The following is a 21,393-nucleotide window of genomic DNA, read 5'->3' on the forward strand; positions in this document are numbered from 1 at the left end:
TTTGAGCCAGGTATCCCTTTTTATCCAATCGTAAGACTCGCATTTCTTCAAGTGGGAGTGGGCCCCCGTGCTCTGCTTCGGTGGGTATCAGTGAAAAAACATTGAATCTCTTGGGTTGAAATATCTGAAATTAATTGTAATCCGGGTTTCCCGGGGGTAATATTATAGACCTTTATCACATTTCTCAAATTTGATTTTTCCGGAATCATATCCACTATAGTTTCAGCGAAGTTTTTAAGCAGATCCAACTGATAAATTGTTTCGTTTTTTTCCGGAAAGAGGGCCAGATAAAAAATCTCGCTTTCGATCATATCTTGAAAAAAATGAGTTCCAAACGATACGTCTGGGAGGAATCCGGTGTTATGGTAGCCGATCTCGCCTAAAATCGAAACATGATTGAATTCCGCAAAAGCAACTGGAACTCCCAATGAAGGGATACGGGATCCCCACCTTCCGGGACCGAGGAGAAGAACAGTAGTTGTCTCTTTATTGATTTGCTGATTGAGCCTGCCAACGATTCTGGCAACCTCGTATTTGTCAGATTGGCTTAGCAGGTTATAAGCATGTGGCTCGACAATGATTACTTTATGGATATTTGTATATATGTTGCCACCCATAAAGCAACCCTTGCTTTTAAAAAGAACTTGGTTTAATGGAAGTGCTTTAGGGAATTCTATACGTTTTTTAAACCCCTGAACCTGTAAGGGTCTGCATTGTAAGAGATTAATCTGATAGTTGCCATTGCTATTGAAGTTCACTGTGAACTCAATATCGACCGGATGACGATAGGCGGATTCGAGGGTTTTGAGAAGATTAGAAAAGGTTGAAGGGAAATCCGTGTGTGAAAAAAAAGGATTAAAACTAAAAACCCAGGATTCTTTGCGTTTTAGCCCGAGTTGTTGGATTCTTTGTTCAGTTTCATGATCTCGTTCGGCGATCATTGTTTGATGCAAGTCGATCGGTTGATCCATCAGTTCTTGAATTGAAAGACATTCTTGTCGATTACGACGGATGTTTAGTACATCAATTTTCTGCTGTGAATAGGCCTTAAAACTTCGCAGTCCGTCATAAGGGAAACATTGGGGCCGATCTAAAGCGGCAATTCTAGCATAATCTCCTTCTAGGCGATTCACAGCCCTGGTACCCAGCCCGACCACAAGTCGTATCATACCAGCCTTTGGATTTATCTGTGGGTCCCAAACGAACGTGTTGTAGGAAAATCCTACCCCTGCGATATCCGGGAAAAAGTAGTCCTGCTTATTAGATCCGGATACCCTTTGGACAAGGAGGGCCATTTGCTCTTCTGAATTGCTAAGATCATGCTTTTCCCTATAAGCTAAGGCTTCTTCGCTTAGTGTGCTGGCAAAGACTTCTCGAACGGCCTTAGTAAAGCGCTGATAGCGTTCATCTAGGGTGCCTTGATTAATACAAAAGATACTTTCGTATTTACCCGGAAAGGCATTTCCAAAACCATCTTCTAAAAGACTGCTGGAGCGTACAATAATTGGGGATTGACCGAAGTATTCCAGCATCCTGAGGAATTTGTGTTTTATTGCCTCATTAAACTGTCCTTGGAGGATTTTCACTCTGAGGTTTAAGGCTGTTCCCAGACTTTCTTTTGGGGCTCGTCGTTGTTCCATTTTAAGTTTCCATAAATTATTATCAACCAAATAAGAGTAATAAACATCTGAGCCAATATAAAATGAATCGTGAGGTTCTAGTTTGCTGCTCCATGTTTCAGATGCTTGAATTAGAATTTTCCGTGCCAGAAGCATCCCGACAGCTTTACCACCGATAAATCCAGAACCAATTAAACGTGACTTTATGGACAATATATCTTGAAGAGAAAAATGCACCGAAATCAATTCGAGAATCCTCTCATCGCGGGTCAAGAATATTTTAGATAATTGATTAATGTGCTCTGTTATTTGATTTTTAGTTAATGAGGAGGTGCGGAGTTCTCCGGCCCTTATAAAAAGACGGTCCCAATAATCAAGATCTCTTTCAGGGTTTTCATCATTTTCGCCGAGTTGAGAATAGAGCGCAGCAACGTCCCCACTGCTGGTTACAGGTATAAATCGGTCTCCATGAACAAGATGGGGCAGGAATAATGTGGGTGTGTAACGATTCCAGACTTTCAAAGGATACACATAGGTTTTAGCGTCAACTTGAAAAATATCAAATAAGACCTGAGTTGTATCACGAATGACGGCTGTGGTATGGAAGGAGTTATGATTCTTAAAAGTTGCGAAATATGCAATAGTATTTAGCTCATAAAGATAGGGACAAGTAACCTTAAAGAAATTTCCAATCATTGAATCAGTAGCCCAACGATCTAGGAGCTCAGATAAGCAGTCGAAAATATAAAATACATCTCGTCCTTCAAGAGTAATCTTCTCATGGATTTGGGAACAAAACTCTTCAAATCCCTTATCGGCATTGACTGGGAAAACCTCAATGCTGTCATTAGTTATGAGCGGATCGTGCTGTGTAAAGCGAATATAGATTATCTTTTTTGATGAATCAATATTCGCTTGGATAAATGCAGTGACGAACCTCTTATATACTTCAAGGTTTCTAACCTGAAAAACAACATTATCCCCCATTCTCAGATGTTGAATGACGTTATCCAAAGAAGTAAAGCCAGTAGTTACAGTTTGAGGCCTTTCCATGTCAAATACCTCCTTTTGTAATTAATGAGCTAGGACATTTTAACAGGTGCAAATAAAAAATGGCGCATTAGAAATACTCGTTTGTTCGAGTGATTTCAAAGCGCCATTGCTTTGCTTATGATCGCCCTAAGGCGAGAACTAAAGTCGTTGTTATATTTATAATAGTATCTCAAGAATAAACTTTAATGCAAGAGCTAAATGCTAATAAAACAAAAAAATAAATAGCACACCACAATAATGGGAAATTAAAGACGATCACAAACACTTCGAGAAACTTCATCCAAGTTTGAGGCAGGGGATTATTGCAGGCATAGAGAAGTATAGCACTTATTAAGATCGACAAACTATACGTACCTTTATGGAACTACAGCGATTTGTTAAGTCTACTTTTGTTGAGAGATTAGCACAGACTCATTGATTACTCTTTAGAATTTTAAAGAAGGAATTTACAATCGGATCAGGAATAAGTCATTCTTCAATGAAAACGGGTAAGATGAAATCAAAGAATCATACTGGGAGGTGATGGAATATGGAGATAATAGTTGGGGTTTCAGGGGCAACGGGAATAGTTTACGCAATTAATTTATTAAGGGCCTTGAAAGACAGAGATAACGTGAATACTCATCTTATTATGAGTGACTGGGCCAAAGAAAATTTAAAAATAGAAACGAATTATTCCTTAGAAGAGGTAGAAAGTTTAGCAGCCGTTGTCTATGATAATAAGAACTTAGGGGCAAAAACCTCGAGTGGTTCCTTCATTACAGATGGAATGGTTATTGTGCCTTGCAGTATGAAAACTTTAAGTTCGATTGCCAATGGATATGATGATAATCTGATTTCTCGAACAGCTGGTGTCATGATCAAGGAAGGAAGAAAGCTAATACTGAGTCCTAGAGAGACTCCTCTAAGCGCTATCCATATTGAAAATATGCTGAAGTTATCAAGGATTGGAGTTAGAATTGTTCCGCCCATGCCAGCTTTTTATAATCATCCGCAAAGTATCGAAGACATGATCAATCATCATGTCATGAAGATTCTGGACCAACTTGGAATTAACGTTGATAAAGCTAAGCGATGGCAGGGGTACTAGAAGAGATTAAGAAAGCCATGGATAGTTTCAAAAAGCTCTTATGAAATATGACAGGACATGAAAAGAGGAAGACCATAAAAGCAAATAAAAAAAGAAAATAAAAAGGAAAGACTTGACAGGATGGGAGGAATCGATTAGAATCTAAATAATTAAAAACACACTTAACACGATGAAGGGAAGTCCCCAGCTCATAGAGTTTAGAGAACTGACGGTTGGTGCAAGTCAGTCTGCTGAGTTGAAGGATTCCATCCTGGAGTGGCCAATGAAGAATTGTGACGGGTTCCGCCCGATAAAGCGGACATAAGTTGGCCGATTCGGCAACATGGGTGGCAACGCGGGAATAACCTCTCGTCCCTATTTGGGACAAGGGGTTTTTATATTTTTAAGCGTTTGTTTTCATGTACCTATAATCGGTTAAAACTTGGGTGGCACCGCGGAATTCCCGCCCCAATGCTGGGGTGGGTTTTGTTTTTCTCTCAATAACCAATATTACCCATTTTATTTATAATTTTAAAAAGGAGGAATATTATATAAGTAATTACTATTAATGGGCCTAGTCCTGGTTCCAGGAAATTAGGAGTTACTAGATTCTGATGGATTTAAATACATAGAAAAAGGGAGGAATTTAAATGTCAAGAGTTTACAATTTTGCTGCAGGTCCAGCTGTGTTACCGGAAGAAGTGCTTAAAGAGGCAGCAGAGGAGATGCTAGACTATAACGGAACAGGAATGTCGGTTATGGAGATGAGTCATCGTTCAAAAGCTTTCGAACAAATAGTTACTGAGGCAGAAAAAACATTGAGAGATTTGATGAACATTCCGGATAATTACAAGGTTTTATTTCTTCAAGGAGGAGCATCCCAACAGTTTGCCATGATTCCCATGAATCTAATGAAAAATAGAGTAGCTGACCACATTAATACGGGACAATGGGCAAAAAAAGCGATCGCAGAAGGAAAACTATTTGGTAAGATCAATGTTATTGCCTCCTCTGAAGATAGGATGTTTTCATATATACCGGATTTGAAAAACTTAAAGATATCTGACGATGCAGATTATGTGTATATCTGCCATAACAATACGATCTATGGAACGAAATACAATCAATTACCTGAAACAGGAGACAAGATCTTAGTCGCTGACATGTCCTCTGATATATTATCTGAACCGGTCGATGTAACAAACTATGGTCTTATTTTTGCAGGCGTTCAGAAAAATATTGGGCCAGCAGGAGTGGTGGTAGTCATCATTCGCGAAGATTTAATCACGGAGGATGTTTTGCCAGGAACCCCCACAATGTTGCGGTACAAGGTGCATGCAGATAACAAATCCCTTTATAATACCCCTCCGGCCTATGGAATCTATATTTGCGGTAAGGTATTTAAGTGGGTTCAGAATCTTGGCGGACTTGAGGCGATGAAGAAAATTAATTTGGAAAAGGCTTCAATCTTATATGATTACCTTGATTCCAGTAAGTTGTTTCGAGGTACGGTTGTTAAGAAGGATCGCTCTTTAATGAATATACCTTTTGTTACAGGCTCTGATGAAATGGATGCTAAGTTTATTAAGGAAGCTAAAGCAGCTGGATTTGAAAGCTTAAAGGGACATAGAACTGTTGGCGGTATGAGAGCGAGTATATACAATGCGATGCCAACTAAAGGCGTCAAGTTGTTGGTTGAATTCATGAAGAAATTTGAAGCTGAGAACAAAATCTGATCACATCTGATGAACGCCTGACGCATAAGCGGAAATCCACTAAAGGCAATATCACGTTTTAAAATGCGAAAAGATTTCGGGCCATCGGGCAAATAAATATTAGGGGTGGATATAATTATGTTTAAAATAAATTGTTTGAATCCTGTTGCTAATGTGGGCTTAAACCTATTTACTAAGCATTATGAAATGGTTGATCAATTTAATGATGCCAATGCAGTACTGGTAAGGAGTTCAAGTGTCCATGAGTTAGAGTTGCCCCATTCGTTAGACGCTATTGCAAGAGCCGGTGCCGGAGTCAACAATATTCCTCTGGAAAAATGTGCAGAAAATGGAGTCGTAGTCTTCAATACTCCGGGCGCCAATGCCAATGGAGTTAAAGAGATTGTAATTGCGACACTGATTATCGCTTCACGTGACATTTTTGGAGGAGTTAACTGGGTCAATTCCTGTAAAGAAGATCCGGAGGTTGCTAAACTCGTCGAGAAAAATAAATCAAAGTTTGCAGGGACCGAAATAAAAGGAAAAAAACTAGGGGTCATAGGACTTGGAGCGATTGGGGTTTTAGTTGCTAATGCCTTGAATAAGCTGGATATGGAGGTCTATGGATTTGACCCGTTTATTTCTGTCGATGCGGCCTGGAAGCTTTCGAAATTTATCAAGCAGGCTAAGTCTTTAGAAGAAATCTATAGAGAATGTGATTTTATTACGGTTCATGTACCTTTAACGGATTCAACCAAAGGAATGTTTAACAAAGAAACCTTTGAGATGATGAAGGACGGGGTTAAAATATTAAATTTTTCAAGGGATTCTTTAGTCATTGATGAGGATATTGTTGAAGCTTTAAAGTCTGGAAAAGTCGGCAGATATGTGACGGATTTTCCTAATCCCAAGGTGTGCGGAGTTGAAGGGGTTATTACCGTTCCTCATTTAGGCGCTTCAACCAGTGAATCAGAAGATAATTGTGCAATTATGGCAGTAAAGCAACTAATGGACTACCTTGAAAACGGGAATATCAAAAACTCAGTTAATTATCCAAATTGCGACATGGGAGTATGTAATCAAGCTGGACGTATTGCCATTAATCATAGAAATATTCCGAACATGCTCAGCCAATTCACATCAACCTTCGCTAAAGAAAATATTAATATTCCCGACATGATTAATAAAAGCAAAGGAAAGTATGCTTATACTGTACTCGATATTGAATCCCCTTCGACCCCTGAATTAGCAAAGAAAATCAGAGAAATTGACGGGGTATTAAAAGTTAGAATCATTAAGTAGGCCAGAATGGGTCAAGGGGACCAAGATATATTTGTCCCCTTGAATATACTGGAACGATGGACAGGAAACTTGCTGTTGGAAAGAACTTTATAGCTGTGGAGGAAGAGCAATGGCTACTATTAGACCTTTTGATTCGCTAAGACCCAGGGCAGATGTTGCAAACAAAGTAGCAGCACTTCCTTATGATGTTTATAATCGTCGAGAAGCTTTAGAAGAAGTATTGAAGGAACCTTTATCTTTTTTAAAAATTGATAGAGCAGAAACTCAGTTTGATATGGACTTTAATCCTTATGATGTTATGGTCTACGAGAAAGCGAGAGATACTCTTCAGGACATGATAGAGGAAGGTATATTCATTAAGGAAGGGCAAAACTGCTATTATGTCTATGAACTAACGATGGATGGCCGTTCCCAGACCGGTATAGTAGGATGTGCAGCCATTGATGACTACCTGGATAATGTAATAAAAAAGCATGAGAAAACGAGAGAGGACAAAGAGGTTGACAGAATAAACCATGTCGATGTTTGTGATGCTCAAACAGGACCCATATTTTTAGCCTATCGGTCACAGAAGATTATTAATGAACTGGTAAATAAGGTGAAAAATAATACACCATTATACGGTTTTGTTGCTCCAGATGGGGTCAGGCATTATGTGTGGAAAATAGATAATCCAAGTGATGTTGAAGCAATATATAATGAATTTAAGAAGATAAATAGCATTTATATTGCAGATGGGCATCATAGAACAGCTTCAGCCGTAAAAGTCGGACTAAAGAGGAGAGCGGAACATCCGGGATATACAGGAGAAGAGGAATTTAATTTCTTCCTTTCTGTGCTTTTTCCACACGACCAATTAATGATTTTAGACTACAATCGTGTAGTGAAAGATTTAAATGGTTATGGCAAAGAAGAATTTTTGACTAAAATATCTAAAGATTTTTTAGTTGAAGAGATGGGAGCCGAACCCTATAAACCGATAGAAAAGGCCACATTTGGAATGTACTTAGAAGGAGCTTGGTATAAGCTAACGGCAAAAAACGAGATCCGTTCAACGGACCCCGTATATGGGCTGGATGTATCATTGCTTCAAAATCATTTACTGACTTCAGTGCTCGATATCAAAGACATAAGAACTGATAAAAGAATAGATTTTGTTGGTGGAATAAGGGGACTTAAAGAACTTGAAAAACGAGTTGACAGTGATATGAAGCTTGCATTTTCGATGTTTCCGACTTCAATCAATGAATTATTTGAAGTATCTGATGCCGGTCAATTGATGCCGCCAAAGTCGACTTGGTTTGAACCCAAACTAAGAAGCGGATTGTTTATTCATCAGTTAAGCTAGGGCATTCGAAGACTATAGAAAAAACTCTAGGAACTTATGTATAAAACTAAATAAAACAGGTTATGCTATGTTTTGAGATGAACTTCATGGCAAATTCAGACTGATTGACAAGTTATATTACCGCCTTGGCATTGATTACAATCGCTACAGCCTTATTGGCTTGGTCCAAATCCTAAGTAGAACGTGAATAAGTCATCCAACAGAGTCCGGTTTACCGGACTCTGTTTTTATGTTTAACAACTCTTCTTGAATAAAGAAGGGAATTGTTTAGCTTTTTTTATTCTGTTGTGAGTAACGATAAAACACATACTCTAAAATATAGTTGACAAATTTGACAGCAGTGTTATAATAAAATTCAATTAAATCTTTAAAGGCTAAGACGGAGAAAAGTAGTCTGTTTATTACCTTTCAGGGAGGAAGAGTCTCGACTGTAAGCTCTTCTATGTGTAGTGATAGATGAAGTTCCCTCCCGAGCTGCCGGCTGAACGAAATCAAGTAGGCTAGGACGGTTCTTCACCGTTAACAGGAAGGGGGTATCGGATTATTAATTCCCGTACCTTTGTCGAGTGGCCTTTTTGGCTTAAGTTGGGTGGTAACGCGAGATATAACTTCTCGTCCCTGCATGGGATGAGAAGTTTTTTATTTTAAGTGGACCTTACGGAATTCGACAAATACGAGTCTTTGATATACCTGTACCTTTAGTTGAGAGGACCGATTTTGGTCAAAATGGGTGGTAACGCGGAAGTCCACGGCTTTCGTCCCTGTAAATGGGATGTGCCGTGGACTTTTTTAATTTAAAATTTGAAGGAGGGCTATTATTATGAAAGATTTAAAATTAGCAGGGCTAAAGGCTGAACGCAGTGCAATTGAGGTTAATGGGGTAACGATAGGAGGCAAAGAAATTATCCTTATAGGTGGACCCTGTGCAGTTGAGTCTGGTATTCAGATGAGGGAATCTGCTGAAACAGTAAAAAAGGCGGGAGGGAAAATCCTGCGTGGCGGGGTTTTCAAACCGCGTACTTCCCCCTATAGTTTTCAAGGCTTGGGTCGAGAGGGACTTAATTATTTAGTGCAAGCCGCTCGAGAAAAAGATTTGCTTTGTGTTACTGAAGCAATTGATGTTGCAAGTCTTGAGTTAGTAGCAGAGCAGGTAGACATCATCCAAATCGGTGCTCGGAATATGCAAAACTTTGAACTTCTGAAAATGGCTGGTAAAATCAACAAACCGATTATCCTTAAAAGGGGTTTATCAGCTACGATAGAAGAATGGCTCTTAGCTGCAGAATATATTTTATCCGCAGGCAATCCTCGCGTTATCCTTTGTGAAAGGGGAATTCGCACGTATGAACCCAGTACACGCAACACTTTAGATCTTAGTGCAGTCGGGGTAGCTAAAGAGCTTTCTCATCTGCCGGTTATAGTCGATCCAAGTCATGCTGCAGGCAGAAGAGATTTAATTTCGTCCCTGTCTAAGGCAGCAATTGCATCTGGTGCGGATGGTTTGTTGATCGAAATGCACCCGAATCCGGCAGAGGCGGTCAGTGATGGACCTCAATCATTGCATCCTGAACAATTTGTTCAGCTGGCAGGGGAATTGGGTGTTGTGGCTGAAGCAGTGAATAGAGTCTTCACTTGCAGCCAGAAAAATGAGGAGGAGACCCTTGAATCTCTGCGTAATGAAATTGACGACATTGATCAAACGATTATCGAACGGTTAGCAGCTCGAATGCAGATAGTAAGCAAAGTTGCGGATAAGAAACGCTTGGATAGGGTGAAGGATAATACTCGAGAAAAGGAAGTTATGCAAAGGCTCACTAGTCTGGGTGATGAATTAAAGCTCCCCTCAGAATTAGTAAAGAAAATCTACCCAATAATCTTTGAGGTGGCGGTTCAATCCCAAATCAAACGGAAATTAGTAAGAGAAGAAGAAATGGACCGTTCACTTGTTTCTAGGTAAATGATATTTTTGTGTTCAGAAAAGGATAATAACATTGTTATCATCAGAAATTATTGAGGCAGTACAACTTGCTTCAAAAGGTGATAATAGAGAAAGTTTTTTGTGTAATCATATAGTAAGTAAGAAGGTCTTTAGAAAATTCGATTTTTCTAGAGGCCTTCTTACTTACTTTTCATGTTCACCTAGGAATTTGCAATTTAAGGATTGCGATAAATATTATTGATTATGGCGATATGTATAAACTATAGACATTGTTATAGTACAATGTTAGACTCTACTTGAGTTAGGCTGAAGTATAAATGAGGGGAGTGAATGGATTCAAAGCAACCTGTTTAAACAGTCATTGTAGGGGATTGAACTTTAAATTATGTTAAATTGATTAATGTTTATTGACTCCTTTTTCTTCATTTTTATTAAAGTGGGAAAAGTCGTAAAAAGTTTAAAGAGGGAAGGATGCAAGATGATTCTAGAAACACAAATTACTATATACGTTTGTTCTCTTTGTCAGAGGACGTATAGACTGAAGGAAGATGCTAAAAAATGCGAAATTCTCTGTGCTAAATTACTTGAGTCTCCCGATATATCTGTTTTAGGGTTAAGCTCAAGGACCTATAACCTTCTGAAAATTGCTGGGATAGATACTATCGAAGAACTGCTTGAAAAAAATGACAGTCAGTTATTGCAGTTAAAACGCTTTGGACAAGGAGCTTTATACGAGTTGCGTCTGCAATTGCAACGCTATGAGGCCAAAATGCAGAAAAAGGGGAACTATTAATTTAATCAGACGATGAATCAGTGTTAATCACTTAAATAAAACTACTGGCTAACGGTAAGTGGATATTTATCCATTATTCGAGAACGAATTTTTCTGTGCAGGCTAAACACAATAGTAAAGGCATCGTGATACAAAATGGGAGGTATGATATTATGATTGAGAAATATCATGAATTCCAATCGGATTCTTCCCTTCTTCACCAATACCGGTTTCAAGTTGGAGACCGTGTTGAGACATGCAGTCACTGTATTGGAACGGTTGTACGAATTGAATGCGATGAGATGGGAGTCTTTATTATAGTACACTTAGATATTCTGCCTGGGGAATTTGCATATGATCCCTACGATCTGGAAATTGTCCGATAATAATCAACGTCTAGAAAAGGTTACAACGAAAGTTGGGTAAAAAATATGGTCGAGAAATCAGCAAACTGTATCATGGCAGATACAGTTTGCTTTAATTTATGACCATTTATTTGCAGTTGTTTTCTTCAATTATTCTTCAAACTCATTTTATAATCAATAATTAGTTCGTTGAATTGTTCCGGTGGAGCTCCTTTTCGGATCAATATCTGAGCTTTTTTGAAAAGGAGTTTATGCACATCTTCTCTGCAACCTAAGAAATGAATCATCTTTTTAAGCCAGGGGTCGTTTGTCATCGTGAAATGATGATTATATAGGATGCGTGCACGAACTTCAGCTTCAACATCAGCCTGAAGCATCCCAATGGGGTCTAAGGTTTGATCCACATAACATATATTCCAAGGGATTCCTTGTGAATCAACAAAACTTAAGGGTGGCCCTCCTAACTTGTTAATTGCGACTGCAATCATTTCCATGTGCCCCATTTCCTCGGCCGCAATCATTCCCAATAGATCACGAAGATAACGATTACTCATATTTGAGCGATGATTTAGGTACTGGGTTGCCGCGGAATATTCGCTATCCTTTCCCCCATAGTGCTCAAGTAGTATTTGGGCAAACACTGGGTCTCGAGCCTCCACTTGAACCGGATAGAACAGAGGTTTGCTATAACTAAACATGCTAATCCTCCTTCATATAATAGATTCCTTCATCTATTATATGATTAGGAAATCATTTGGTTAGGTGTCACTTCGAGAAGATTATACGTCTTTTTGTTTCTAAAGAAATTGGTTTGGTTTTTGGAATATGGTATACCAACATCCCTTGCCTTTATGCAGTATAAGGAATTATAATTGGTTTAAAAGTGGGCATAATGAAGATTCTAAAGGGGAGAAGGAAAGTGGCGTATCATTTTTCACCAATTAAGCTTGATGACAAAGGCCATATCCGAGATTCAGTGTTTGCTATTTTAAGAAATGCTATTTTAGATAAAAAGTTAGAACCGGGACAGAGGCTTGTTGAACGCAGTATTGCAGAAGAATTGGGGATTAGCAGAACTCCGGTTCGAGAAGCAATTCACAAGCTTGTATTGGAAAGACTGGTAACCCATGTGCCCCGTAAAGGGGTAGTGGTTTCCGGATTTACTAAGGCCGATATTGTAGAGATTCTAGTCATTAGAACATCATTGGAAGCACTTATTTGCAGTATTGCAGCTGCTAAGATTAAACCTCGAGAATTGAAACGTTTGGAATCGCTAGCTAAACAGATTTCAGATGAACACGAAAAGGGCAATTTAAAAAAGTCTAATCAGTTGAATGATAAATTTCACGAGATAATTTATAGAGCAGCTGAAAGTCCGCGAGTCCACAGTTTTCTTAATACTTTGCACGAGTACATAACAAAATTCACCCAAGTTGCCTATTCTAAACCTGGTCGCCCTGCAGAAGTATGTGTGGAACACAAGGCGATTATTGAGGCTCTAAGCAAACATGACAGCTCTGAAGCCGAAGCCGTAGCGAAAAAACATGCCAAAAATTCGAGCAAAGCGTTTTTGGAAATGGCATATTGCGATTAAGAATGTTAAGGTGACAACCTTTTTTCCTCTTACAAAAAGACGATTCATATTTGGTATACAAAAATCAGTAATTTGGTATACCAAATGTATTGAATTACTGAACTTAAGGTTATATACTTACTTAAGAATTCAAGCTTACCAGGCAGGTAGGCATTCTCAAAGGGATTTGGGAAATCTAAGTGAAAGGAGAGCACTATGTTATCACAACTCTGGGATCTGTTAATTGCTTTTGGCAGGGCTAGCAACTTAGGCTTTGGAGGCGGACCGGCAGTCATTCCTCTCATTAAGATCGAAGTTGTGGAGCGGTATCACTGGATGACCAACTCTGAATTCACTGATGCGCTTGCCGTTGGAAATGCTTTACCAGGCCCAATCGCTACAAAATTAGCAGGTTATGTTGGTTATCAAGAGGCCGGATGGTTAGGAGCCTTGGTGGCGAACATTGGGGTTATCTTACCAACCGCACTCGCGGTCATCTTATTGGCACGGGTGTTAATGAAGTACTCCAATTCTCCGGTCTTAAAGGGAATGTTGAAAGGAGTGCGCCCTGTTGTCGTAGTTTTAATAGCGCAAACTGCCCTTGACATGGGTATCGGCTCATTTCCGAACCTAATAACATGGGGGATTGCTTTGGCTACGGTGGTTTCTGTATTTTGGTTGAAATTGCATCCTGCGCTAATTATTTTAGTATCTATGGGCTTTGGATTGTTGGTTTTTCGCTAAACCCTTGGATTTGACTGAATTTCAGATGGAGATATTTCAGAGTAAGTTAACAATATGCTCCTATTAATACGGTGTTAAAAAGGGGTGCTCTTCGTGCTTAGAAAAATATGGGACCTATTTATTGGCTTTACCCGGGCTTCAAACCTGGGATTTGGTGGAGGTCCTTCACTAATTCCTCTCGTTAAAGCAGAAGCAGTGGATCGATATCATTGGGTGGATAACGAAGAGTTTGCGGATTCTTTAGCTATCGGTAATGCCTTGCCAGGGCCAATTGCCACAAAGATGGCAGCTTATATCGGATATAAGGTTGCAGGTTGGATGGGAGCTCTAGCCGCTATAATTGGAACAATAGCTCCTACTATAATTGTGGTAGTTTTATTAGGAAGTTTGATTGTGAAATATTCGGATTCTCCAGAGCTTCAAGCAATGCTGAAGGCAGTCCGGCCAGTGGTAGTTGTACTTGTTGCTGAGACTGCTTATGACATGGGGAAGAAGGCCTTCCCGTCCAGCAGCACGTGGGGAATAGCAGTTATAACGGTTGCGCTCCTTTATTTCCTTAATATCCACCCGGCATTTATTATTGTAGCATCCATGCTGTTTGGTTGGGCAGTATATGGCAGAACTAAAAAGTAGAATAAGGAACACCCACTTGAAGAAGTGGGTGTCTTGGAATTGATAAAGCAGGAATTGTTTTATAAAGATTACTTGACTTTGAGTAAAAAACAGGCAATATTAACATAAAAGTCCATTTATTGGGCGGGGATAAAACTGTAAGGAGGATGCGGATGAACGAGTGCGTATTTTGTACACTGCCAGAGGGAGTCAACCTTGTAGAGAACGAACTAGCCCGGGCATTTTATGACAAGTATCCAGTCAGTGAAGGACATGTTCTTATTGTTCCTAAAAAACATGCTTCAAGTTTCTTTGATGCAACTGCGGAGGAGATGGCTTGTGTCGGAGAACTTCTCACAAATGTTAAAGAGTTGTTAGACGAGCGGTTCCATCCTGATGGTTACAATGTGGGAGCAAATGTAGGAACTGCTGCAGGACAAACAGTTTTTCATTGGCATATACATGTTATCCCTCGATATAATGGAGACGCAGGCACTGTGAGGTGGCATACATAAAAATGTTCAATCGGGAAAGATTGTTGGCTGAGTTTTTGGAACTTATTAGAATTGATTCTCCGACCAAGAATGAGCGCCAAATAGCTGATATACTAAAAAATCGTCTTCTGAGTATTGGTATGACAGTATCAGAAGACGATGCTGGGCAAAGATTCGAAGGTAACTGCGGCAATGTTTTTGCCTATTTAAAAGGTAACCTGCCAAAGGCTCCAGTCGTCTTGTTTTCGGCCCACATGGATACGGTGGAGCCTTGCCTAAACATCGAGCCGCAACTTCAGGGAGGAATAATTACTTCAGCCGGGCCAACGATCTTAGGAGCGGATGATAAATCAGGGATAGCACCAATCCTGGAAGCACTAAGAACTATAGAAGAGCAAAATATCCCACACGGCGATATTCAGGTTGTTTTCAGTGTTGCCGAAGAAGGGGGTCTCAACGGCGTTAAGAACTTAGATAAAACGCTCTTGAAAGCTGATCTGGGATTTGTTATGGATTGCGTGGGTGGACCGGGAGAAATAATTCTTGCTGCCCCAGGGCAAGATCGACTTAACGTGATGATTAAAGGCAGAGCATCTCATGCTGGTTTTGCTCCAGAAGATGGAATAAGCTCAATTGTTGTAGCTGCTAAGGCGATCTCAAGTATGCCAACAGGCAGAATAGATGAGGAAACAACAGCCAATATCGGTACGATTCAAGGGGGCAGAGCTACGAATATTGTGGCCGACGAAGTCCATATTGCTTGCGAATCAAGAAGCAGAGACTTGATTAAGCTCGAACGTCAAACGTCCCAGATGTGTGAAGCGTTTAAACACTGTGCTGAGGAAATGGGCGCAGTTGCAGAAATTGAAGTGATCCGGTTATATGAGCCCTTTACCCTTGCTGAGGAGTCTCAAGTCGTAGTCATTGCTAGTCAGGCAGCCCGAGCCGCCGGTTTAAAAGTCATCACAGGGGCAACCGGAGGAGGCAGTGATGCCAATTATTATAATGTTTACGGGATACCGTGCGCTGTTTTAGGTACTGGGATGAAAAAACCCCATACAACTGAGGAAGCGATTGAGGAAGAGGATCTGTACAGGACAGCTGATTTGTTGGTTGAGATTATTAAAGGTATTGCGAAGCTTGAAAAAGCTGAATGCTAAATCGTGTATTATAACGTGAACTGGAGAAAGAAGGCCTATAAAATACGTGGATAGGCCTTCTTTTTTTTTCATAATTATAGAATGCCAAGAGTTTAAAAGGAGACGCCTGCAATGAGCTCCTATTAAGTACTATTCGGCCATCACAAAACTTAGTTGCAAACAGTTTAGCCCCCGTCCAATCAATTGAACGGGGGGCTATCCAATAATGTGGGTTTTAATTAAAACTATATATAGTTAAGTACGCTTATCATGATAAATATTAGCAACTATAATAACTATAAACATAATAGACCGTACAATTGATACCCTACAAAAAGTTAGTTTTTCTCTCGCTACGTCTTTGCTTCATTAACTTCCTTGAACTTACAAATTAAAAAAATTAAATGTGGATAAAATAAAAGAAAATAATTGAAAGGTGAGGAGAATTTGGGCAAAGATTATTGGAAAGATGATTTAAATGGACGTGAGGCAGAGCGTGAGTGGATGGTTCGAACCCAGCTCAGAAGTCGAGACATCACAGATGAGGCAGTAATTCAAAGTATGCTAATTGTTCCGCGACACAGGTATGTAAAAGAAGATAAGCAAGAGCTTGCGTATTACGACACCGCTTTGGAAATAGAAGCAGAGCAAACTATTAGTCAGCCCTATATTGTAGCTCTCATGGCTCAAGCGTTGGAGCTCAAAACGAGTGATAAAGCTTTAGAGATAGGAACGGGTTCTGGTTATTCGGCCGCGATATTATCTCGAATGGCCAAGAGAGTTTATACAATTGAGCGCCATAACTTACTCGCCCATCTTGCGGAAGAACGATTTAACAGTCAAGGTTATGAAAATATTGAAGTGCGCGTGGGAGACGGCACGCTTGGATGGACAGAAAAAGCACCATTTGACGCAATTTTAGTAACGGCGGGAGGTCCTAAAATTCCAGATTCCTTAATCGAGCAGTTAGCTCCGGGTGGCCGCTTGGTAATACCGGTAGGGAAAAAAGAAGATCAACATCTGGTGCGTGTTAAGAAGACACTGTTAAGTGAATTAATAGAAGAAGATTTGGGAGCAGTACGTTTTGTTCCTCTGATTGGTACAAAGGGGTGGAAGGAGGCAGAAGCAGGAAGTTAGATCCGGCTAGCCTTTAGATATAGGAAACTTACTTCAGAAGGACCCCGTTATCACACTTTTTTTGTTATAATAAGGACAGCTTCGAAAGTACACAACCTTAAGGAGATGTTCTTAATTATGATAAACAAAGCCTTGGAGGTATTGCAAAGGTATTTCGGGTATACTCAATTTCGAGATGGCCAGCAAAAAGTGATTGAAAGTTTACTCCAGGGCTCGGATACTTTAGCCATTATGCCGACTGGAGCAGGAAAATCACTTGCTTACCAAATTCCAGCCCTATTGTTTAAGGGAACAACTCTCGTGATTTCTCCTCTAATTTCCTTAATGAAAGATCAAGTGGATGCATTGCAACAGTACGGAGTTCCAGCAACCTTTATCAATAGTTCTCTGTCTCTCAAGGAAGTTAGGTCCCGGATTGACAGGGTGGCAAGTGGTAAATATAAGCTCTTATATATTGCACCTGAACGACTTGAGTCAGATAGTTTCCGAAGTCTTCTGGACTCTTTGCGGGTTTCCTTCCTAGCGATTGATGAGGCTCATTGTGTTTCCCAGTGGGGACATGACTTCCGCCCTAGTTACCTGCATTTGGGGCCTTTTCTTAAATCCCTCCCTCAGAAACCGCTAATTGGAGCTTTTACTGCAACGGCAACTGAGGATGTTCAGGCTGATATAGTCCGACTGTTGGGATTGAGAGAACCTGGTATATTTGTCACAGGATTTGATCGTCCGAATCTTATGTTTTCTACGTTTCGAGGGGAGAACAAGAAGGACTTTTTACTTGAATATACCAAAGCTCATGCCGATCAACCTGGAATTATTTATGCCGGGACGCGTAAAGAAGTGGACAATCTCCAGAGCTTTTTAACCAAAAGCGGCTTAAAGGTTGGAAAATATCATGCGGGCATGACCGACGAAGATCGCTTAAAAAGCCAAGAAGATTTCCTCTTTGATGAAGTAACCGTCATGGTAGCTACCAACGCGTTTGGAATGGGTATTGATAAATCCAATGTTCGATATGTTATCCATTATAATATGCCAAGAAATATGGAAGCTTACTATCAAGAGGCAGGTCGTGCAGGGCGCGATGGAGAACAGGGAGAGTGCCTTTTGTTGTTTTCTCCTCAAGATGTAGTGTTGCAAAGATATTTGATTGAACAAACCATTTTTCAGCCTGAACGAAAAATGAATGAGCTCAAAAAGCTTCAAGGGATGGTTGATTACTGTCATACACCCCGTTGCTTGCGGAAGTCGATTCTAGAGTATTTTGGAGAAGAGGACGTACAAGAAGAATGCGGTAACTGTAGCAGTTGTAACGATAAGAGAGAAATTGTAGATATTACCTTGGAGGCTCAAAAAGTATTTTCCTGTATTTATCGTATGCGGGAACGTTTTGGGATTGGCATGGTGGCTGAGGTTTTAAAAGGTTCACGCAAAGCGAAGATTAGGGAACTTCGGTTTGATGAACTTTCAACCCATGGGATTATGCACGAAGTTGCGTTGCAAGAAATCAAAGATCTAATAAATTATTTAGTGGCAGAGGGGTATTTGCAATTATCAACCGGAGAATATCCAGTGGTTAAACTCCAGCCCAATGCAGTTTCCGTCTTAAAAGGGGAAGCGAAAGTCGATCGGAAAGTGTCACCAAAACCGTATCGTAAAGAGTCGGAAGAGGTTAGCCTATTTGATCGGTTGCGTACATTGCGCAGAGAAATAGCTATTCGAGAAAACCTCCCTCCCTACATGATTTTTGCAGACAGTACCTTGAGAGAAATGGCCCAAGCGTGTCCAATCGATCACAGATCAATGATTCGCGTCAGCGGGGTTGGGGAGAGAAAGTTAGAAAAATACGGGGATGAATTTCTGGAGGCAATCAGGATTTTTTGTAAGGATTCTGAAAGTGTAGAGAAGCCGGACTTAAAGAATAATCCCCTCGAAGAGAAGCGTGATGATCAAACGGACAGCGAACATGGTTGCCAAGATATAATTAATCTTGAGAATTCTCCTCACGGGAAAGTTTCCAGTCATTTGCAGACCTTTCTAATGTACAAAGAAGGATACTCTTTAGAAGATATTGCAAAAATAAGGAAGGTTACTCCTATAACTGTTCAAAATCATTTTGTGCGCTGCAGTCTAGATGGACAGGCTGTTCCGTGGGATGATTTTATTCCATTTGAACAAGAAACCCACATCTTGGAGGCAATTAAGCAAGTAGGTGGAGAAAGATTACGTCCCATTAAAGATCTTCTCACTGATGAGGTGGAGTGGTTTACAATCCGGGCAGTTTTGGAAAAGCATAAAATTATCGGTAATAAAGAATAGAAAACAAAAAAGTGAGCAGTCAATAAGTGTCTATGGGTGCCTGGATAAGAGTTTAACTATACTTCCGAGTCCTTCCTTCGCTAAAGCGTGTGCGAGGGAAGGACTTAATTGCGGTATTTTTGTAATGAGTTTAAAAATCCAATAAGTAGAAGGAGTTTGTTAGTTGTAATGCACGAGAGTGAGCAAGTTTATATTCGTAAATCTATAAAGACAAATCGAGCTATTGTTTTGGCTAGTGTTCTGTTAGCAATTTTCATAGCCGCTATAGAAGGGACGATTGTGGCAACCGCAATCCCTAGTATTGTTGGAGATCTCGGTGGCTTTTCCCTGTTTAGTTGGGTTTTCTCATCCTTTCTTTTGGCTCAAGCAGTTACAATCCCGATTTATGGAAAACTCGCTGATTTGTTTGGGAGAAAACCTGTATTTACCTTTGGAATTATAGTTTTCCTTATTGGTTCTGTCCTTTGTGGCTTTGCAAAAACAATGAATATGTTGATCATTTACCGATTGCTTCAGGGTATTGGTGCTGGAGCTGTTCAGCCTATAGCCACGACGATTATCGGCGATATTTTCAGCCTGTCAGAACGTGCGCGCATTCAAGGTTATATTTCTAGTGTTTGGGGAGTTTCTTCAATTATTGGCCCAGCCCTCGGAGCCTTCTTTGTGCAATATGTTCATTGGGCTTGGATATTTTGGGTAAACGTGCCCATCGGTATGCTCGCTGTAGCAGGAATATGGTTTTTTCTTGGAGAGGCAGTACATAAGCAACAACATACTATTGATTACATTGGCTCGGGGCTGATTTTTATCTCGGTCAGTGCCTTGATGATTGTTTTTATACAGGCGGGAACTGTTTGGGCGTGGTCATCTGCCCCGGTACTTCTTTTATTGGGGTTATCTGTCGTTGGGTTTTATCTGTTTATATTGCAGGAAAAGCATACTACAGAGCCCATTATGCCATTGGAGATCTGGGCTGATTCTTTACTGGTAGTTTCCAACTTAGCAACTTTAACGACAGGTATTGTGATAATCGGTATCTCGTCATTTTTGCCTACTTATATTCAAGGTGTGATGGGGAAGTCTCCAATTATATCGGGTTTTGTTCTTGCTTTTATGACAATGGGCTGGGTGATGGGTGCGTCGATAGCTGGTAAGATTATGTTTAAATTCGGTTTCAGACGAATTGCGATTATTGGAGGGTTTTGGATCCTTGCGGGTTCGATGTTTTTAATAACAATGGCTCCTGAAAGAGGGTGGCTCTGGGCCGGAGTAGGTTCGCTTCTAATTGGGATAGGAATGGGATTTGCTAGGACGGTCTTTATCGTTGGGATTCAAGACAGTGTGGAGTGGCAAATGCGTGGAGTGGCGACAGCCTCTAATATGTTTATGAACATTTTAGGGAATACAATGGGTGCAGCTCTTTTGGGCGGAGTTTTAAATACTAAATTGACTAGCTATTTAAAGGGTGTGAGTGGAGAGGCATATAGTGTAGATGTTGTTAACGTCTTACTTGACCCAGATAAGAGGGGAGCGCTTCCCAATGGTGTCATAGATCTGATGACGTCAGGCCTGACAATTTCGTTGCACTATGTCTTTTACGGTGTTTGTATTGTATCTGTCTTGAGCTTCATATTAGTATTGTTTTTTCCAAATAAGACAAGAGATGCGCTTTAATTATAAAAAATATTATTGGTTATACTACATCTGGTGTACAAATATGTTGACCTTTAACGAGGGATGTGTTAACATTTCCAATGTCGCTCTTGGGGGTAAAGCCTCAGGAAAGATAATGTTGAAAAGAAGAAATACTTGTTGACAACAAATGATGAAAATGGTATTATAACTGAGTGCCACAAAGACGCACAACGATTAAACGCTGATTATTGAAAAATAGTAAAGTTTTTAATCGCAACCACACAAATTAGCTATTGACAACGATAGTTGAAAATGCTAAGATACAATTCCGGCCTTAAACAGCCAAAGAAAATGATGGTCTTTGAAAACTAAACAACAAGGACAGCCAATGAGAGAAACTCGAAAGAGTTTCAAAAGAAATCATGAGCGAATCATCTTCTTCATTGAAGTGAGATAACTTTTTTTGGAGAGTTTGATCCTGGCTCAGGACGAACGCTGGCGGCGTGCCTAACACATGCAAGTCGAACGGAGAATTTCAATAAGTTTACTTAGAGAAGT

General features: G+C 40.1%; 17 protein-coding genes, 1 rRNA gene and 1 other annotated feature. Of the genes, 16 read left to right on the plus strand and 2 right to left on the minus strand.

Annotated elements, in window-relative coordinates:
• Positions 1-47: 47 nt before the first annotated feature.
• The gene (locus BUB11_RS12065; RefSeq protein WP_073029994.1) at positions 48-2,672 is read right to left on the minus strand and encodes a PEP/pyruvate-binding domain-containing protein; all 2,625 of its coding nucleotides are present in this window, start codon (positions 2,670-2,672) and stop codon (positions 48-50) included.
• A gap of 529 nt (positions 2,673-3,201) precedes the next feature.
• Between BUB11_RS12065 and BUB11_RS12070 the strand changes: the two genes are divergently transcribed.
• From BUB11_RS12070 to BUB11_RS12100, 7 genes are all read left to right on the plus strand, one after another.
• Complete coding sequence (locus BUB11_RS12070) at positions 3,202-3,762, plus strand: UbiX family flavin prenyltransferase (protein WP_073029995.1); 561 nt, start codon at positions 3,202-3,204, stop codon at positions 3,760-3,762.
• A 629-nt stretch (positions 3,763-4,391) separates the two neighbouring features.
• Positions 4,392-5,477 carry a 3-phosphoserine/phosphohydroxythreonine transaminase gene (gene serC / locus BUB11_RS12075; protein WP_073029996.1) on the plus strand — a complete coding sequence of 362 codons (1,086 nt, stop codon included), beginning with the start codon at positions 4,392-4,394 and terminating at the stop codon, positions 5,475-5,477.
• A gap of 117 nt (positions 5,478-5,594) precedes the next feature.
• The gene (locus tag BUB11_RS12080) at positions 5,595-6,758 is read left to right on the plus strand and encodes a phosphoglycerate dehydrogenase (protein ID WP_073029997.1); all 1,164 of its coding nucleotides are present in this window, start codon (positions 5,595-5,597) and stop codon (positions 6,756-6,758) included.
• A gap of 109 nt (positions 6,759-6,867) precedes the next feature.
• On the plus strand, positions 6,868-8,106 hold the full coding sequence (locus tag BUB11_RS12085) for a DUF1015 domain-containing protein (RefSeq protein WP_073029998.1): 1,239 nt from the start codon (positions 6,868-6,870) through the stop codon (positions 8,104-8,106).
• A gap of 367 nt (positions 8,107-8,473) precedes the next feature.
• Positions 8,474-8,729: a binding site (T-box leader), on the plus strand.
• 197 nt (positions 8,730-8,926) lie between these two features.
• Positions 8,927-10,063: a bifunctional 3-deoxy-7-phosphoheptulonate synthase/chorismate mutase gene (locus tag BUB11_RS12090; RefSeq protein WP_073029999.1), complete on the plus strand. Its 1,137-nt coding sequence runs from the start codon at positions 8,927-8,929 to the stop codon at positions 10,061-10,063.
• 460 nt (positions 10,064-10,523) lie between these two features.
• Entirely contained in the window at positions 10,524-10,838 is a 315-nt protein-coding gene (locus tag BUB11_RS12095) for a DNA-directed RNA polymerase subunit alpha C-terminal domain-containing protein (RefSeq protein ID WP_159436933.1), read from the plus strand.
• Positions 10,839-10,990: 152 nt separating this feature from the next.
• Positions 10,991-11,203 carry a hypothetical protein gene (locus BUB11_RS12100; RefSeq protein WP_073030001.1) on the plus strand — a complete coding sequence of 71 codons (213 nt, stop codon included), beginning with the start codon at positions 10,991-10,993 and terminating at the stop codon, positions 11,201-11,203.
• A 125-nt stretch (positions 11,204-11,328) separates the two neighbouring features.
• Here BUB11_RS12100 and BUB11_RS12105 read toward each other — a convergent pair whose 3' ends face one another.
• Entirely contained in the window at positions 11,329-11,880 is a 552-nt protein-coding gene (locus BUB11_RS12105) for a manganese catalase family protein (protein WP_073030002.1), read from the minus strand.
• 221 nt (positions 11,881-12,101) lie between these two features.
• On the opposite strand from BUB11_RS12105, the gene BUB11_RS12110 reads away from it, so the two are divergent.
• The 9 genes from BUB11_RS12110 to BUB11_RS12150 all read left to right on the plus strand — a co-directional run.
• Positions 12,102-12,776: a GntR family transcriptional regulator gene (locus BUB11_RS12110; protein WP_073030003.1), complete on the plus strand. Its 675-nt coding sequence runs from the start codon at positions 12,102-12,104 to the stop codon at positions 12,774-12,776.
• Between the two features lie 195 nt (positions 12,777-12,971).
• Positions 12,972-13,499, plus strand: a complete 528-nt coding sequence (locus BUB11_RS12115) for a chromate transporter (protein WP_073030004.1) — start codon at positions 12,972-12,974, stop codon at positions 13,497-13,499.
• 93 nt (positions 13,500-13,592) lie between these two features.
• On the plus strand, positions 13,593-14,132 hold the full coding sequence (locus tag BUB11_RS12120; RefSeq protein WP_073030005.1) for a chromate transporter: 540 nt from the start codon (positions 13,593-13,595) through the stop codon (positions 14,130-14,132).
• 152 nt (positions 14,133-14,284) lie between these two features.
• Positions 14,285-14,626, plus strand: coding sequence for an HIT family protein (locus BUB11_RS12125; protein WP_073030006.1), 342 nt, complete (start codon positions 14,285-14,287; stop codon positions 14,624-14,626).
• A 2-nt stretch (positions 14,627-14,628) separates the two neighbouring features.
• Positions 14,629-15,765: a M20/M25/M40 family metallo-hydrolase gene (locus tag BUB11_RS12130; RefSeq protein WP_073030007.1), complete on the plus strand. Its 1,137-nt coding sequence runs from the start codon at positions 14,629-14,631 to the stop codon at positions 15,763-15,765.
• A 426-nt stretch (positions 15,766-16,191) separates the two neighbouring features.
• Positions 16,192-16,881 carry a protein-L-isoaspartate(D-aspartate) O-methyltransferase gene (locus BUB11_RS12135; RefSeq protein WP_143187610.1) on the plus strand — a complete coding sequence of 230 codons (690 nt, stop codon included), beginning with the start codon at positions 16,192-16,194 and terminating at the stop codon, positions 16,879-16,881.
• 117 nt (positions 16,882-16,998) lie between these two features.
• On the plus strand, positions 16,999-19,200 hold the full coding sequence (gene recQ / locus BUB11_RS12140; RefSeq protein WP_073030008.1) for a DNA helicase RecQ: 2,202 nt from the start codon (positions 16,999-17,001) through the stop codon (positions 19,198-19,200).
• Positions 19,201-19,368: 168 nt separating this feature from the next.
• Positions 19,369-20,874 (plus strand): MDR family MFS transporter, encoded by a 1,506-nt coding sequence (locus BUB11_RS12145; RefSeq protein ID WP_073030009.1) that lies wholly within the window; start codon positions 19,369-19,371, stop codon positions 20,872-20,874.
• Between the two features lie 421 nt (positions 20,875-21,295).
• Positions 21,296-21,393, plus strand: a 16S ribosomal RNA gene (locus BUB11_RS12150); the annotation flags it as partial.

The sequence above is a fragment of the Desulfosporosinus lacus DSM 15449 genome, assembly GCF_900129935.1.
Lineage (GTDB): Bacteria > Bacillota > Desulfitobacteriia > Desulfitobacteriales > Desulfitobacteriaceae > Desulfosporosinus > Desulfosporosinus lacus.